The 2661-nt window shown below is 36.4% G+C and carries 2 protein-coding genes and 1 pseudogene; all 3 read right to left on the bottom strand.

The genetic code is table 11. The annotated features are described in order from the left end of the window. Positions 1–215: 215 nt before the first annotated feature. Positions 216–1742 carry an alkyl hydroperoxide reductase subunit F gene (ahpF, locus tag HRG09_RS27850; protein ID WP_174104035.1) on the bottom strand — a complete coding sequence of 509 codons (1527 nt, stop codon included), beginning with the start codon at positions 1740–1742 and terminating at the stop codon, positions 216–218. A 41-nt stretch (positions 1743–1783) separates the two neighbouring features. Continuing rightward, positions 1784–2347: an alkyl hydroperoxide reductase subunit C gene (ahpC, locus tag HRG09_RS27845; RefSeq protein ID WP_098398388.1), complete on the bottom strand. Its 564-nt coding sequence runs from the start codon at positions 2345–2347 to the stop codon at positions 1784–1786. Between the two features lie 62 nt (positions 2348–2409). Then, positions 2410–2661, bottom strand: a pseudogene (locus HRG09_RS27840) (amino acid permease); the annotation flags it as partial.

The following is a 2661-nucleotide window of genomic DNA, read 5'->3' as shown; positions in this document are numbered from 1 at the left end:
GGAATTGCATCATAATCTACCATTGAACAGTCTATACAGGTTTCTATGCCTCTATCAAATGATTTTTGCACCAGAACCATTTTTATAATACATACGAAAACCAGATATAATACCTTCTTGGTAATATATCTGGTTTAAAGGATAGGATATATTGGATTGTTATAGGTTCTTTATTAACAAATTTAATACTTTCTAATTGTTATCAAATTATGCTGTTAGTTACGGATTAGGTAATCAAATGCACCTAGAGATGCGTTTGCGCCTGATCCCATTGAAATAATGATTTGTTTGTATGGTGTATTTGTGCAGTCACCCGCAGCAAATACACCAGGTACGTTTGTAGCGCCATGCTTGTCTGAAACAATTTCACCACGAACACGTTCAACTGTTTCACCTAACCAGTCTGTGTTTGGTACAAGACCGATTTGAACGAATACACCTTGTAATTCGATATGGTGAACTTCTTCAGTTTCACGATCGATGTAAGAAATACCTTCTACTTTGTCACTACCAGTAATTTCTTTCGTTTGAACGTTCTTTAATACAGTTACGTTTGGTAAGCTGTACAGACGATCTTGTAATACAGCATCAGCTTTTAGTTCTGGCATGAACTCAAGAATAGTTACGTGTTTTACGATACCTGCTAAATCAATTGCTGCTTCAACGCCAGAGTTACCACCACCGATAACTGCCACATCTTTTCCAGTGAATAATGGGCCGTCACAGTGTGGGCAGTATGCTACACCTTTGTTTTTAAACTCAGCTTCACCAGGTACACCAACATTACGCCAACGTGCACCGGTAGCAACGATTACGCTCTTACTCTTTAGAACTGCACCGTTTTCAAGTTCTACTTCGATTAAGCCTTTCTTTTCTAGACGCTTCGCACGTTGTAAATTCATTACGTCGATGTCGTAACCTTTTACGTGCTCTTCAAGGCTTGCTACTAGCTTAGGACCTTCGGTACGTTTTACACTGATGAAGTTCTCAATGCCCATAGTATCCATTACTTGACCACCGAAGCGCTCAGCAACGATACCAGTGCGGATACCTTTACGTGCTGCATAGATTGCTGCACTTGCACCAGCAGGGCCACCACCAACAACAAGAACATCGTATGGATCTTTATCAGCAAATCCCGAAGAATCTGGGCCAACTCCTAGTTTTGTAAGAATTTCTTCAATCACCATACGTCCGCTTCCAAATGTTTGACCATTTAAGAATACTGTTGGTACTGCCATGATGTCTTTATTTTCAACTTCTTCCTTAAATGCAGCGCCGTCAATCATAGTATGTTTAATATGGGGGTTTAAAACGCTCATTAAGTTCAGTGCTTGTACAACATCGGGACAGTTGTGGCAGCTTAAGCTAATGTAAGATTCAAAGCGGTATTCACCTTGAATATTTTTAATTTGGTTAATGACTTTTTGCTCAACTTTTGGAGTGCGGCCACTAACTTGTAGTAAAGCTAGAACTAGAGAATTAAATTCGTGTCCTAGAGGGATACCTGCAAAAACTACTCCTGTATCTTCACCGACACGGTTTATACTAAAACTTGGTGTTCTTTCTAATTCTATTTTTTCTACCTTAATCTTTGATGACATTGCTGCTAATTCATCTACAAGAGCTAGCATATCTTTAGATGTGTCATCAGATGCTGCACTAACTTTTAATAATACATCCCTTTCCATCAGTTGAAGATATTGGGCTAATTGTCCTTTGATATCCGCATCTAGTAACATTGTGTCTTACTCCTTAAATTGTATTTCTTTTTGTTTATTTATTAGATTTTACCTACAAGGTCAAGGCTTGGTTTGAGTGTTGCAGAGCCTTCTTTCCATTTAGCTGGGCAAGCTTCGCCTGGATTATTACGGACGTATTGTGCAGCTTTTACTTTGTTTACAAGGATACTTGCATCACGACCGATATCGTCAGAGCTAATTTCAACAGATTGAATAATACCATCTGGATCAATAATAAATGTGCCACGTGCAGCAAGGCCTTCTTCTTCAATCAATACATTGAAATTACTAGAAATTTTTCGAGTCGGATCACCAATCATAATATATTTAATTTTATTAATAGTTTCTGAGTTATCATGCCATGCTTTATGAGTAAAGTGAGTATCAGTTGAAACAGAGTATACCTCAACTCCAAGTTCTTTTAAAGTTGCATATTGATTTTGTAAATCTTCAAGTTCAGTAGGGCATACGAATGTGAAGTCAGCAGGATAGAAGCAAACTACACTCCATTTATCTTTGAAGTTTTTTTCTGTAACATCAATAAATTCACCATTCTGGTAAGCTGTCGCTTCAAATGGTAATACTTCTGTGCCGATTAATAACATGATAAAATTCCTCCTAAGTTTAAATGTTGAGTATTATAAATAAATTTTCAAAAAGAAAATTCTTAATTAAAATCACATTGCTTAAGATCAACAATTTTAGTTTTATATTTTATCTTGTAACCCAACCAAATACATAAAAATAAAATTGCACTAATATATGTCGCAAATAAATCAACCCATGAAACGTTCATTTTCACAATATTTTCATATTCTTGTCCTAATATAACAACAATACATAGTACTATTGAAATTATAGGAGCGAATGGAAACCATTTAGCTCTATAAGGAAGATCATTTATGTCTTTTCCTTGGGC

This window comes from Bacillus sp. Xin1 (genome assembly GCF_013314535.1).
Lineage (GTDB): Bacteria > Bacillota > Bacilli > Bacillales > Bacillaceae_G > Bacillus_A.
The sequence above is the reverse complement of the archived record's forward strand: the minus strand, read 5'-3'. Positions and strand labels throughout refer to the sequence as shown.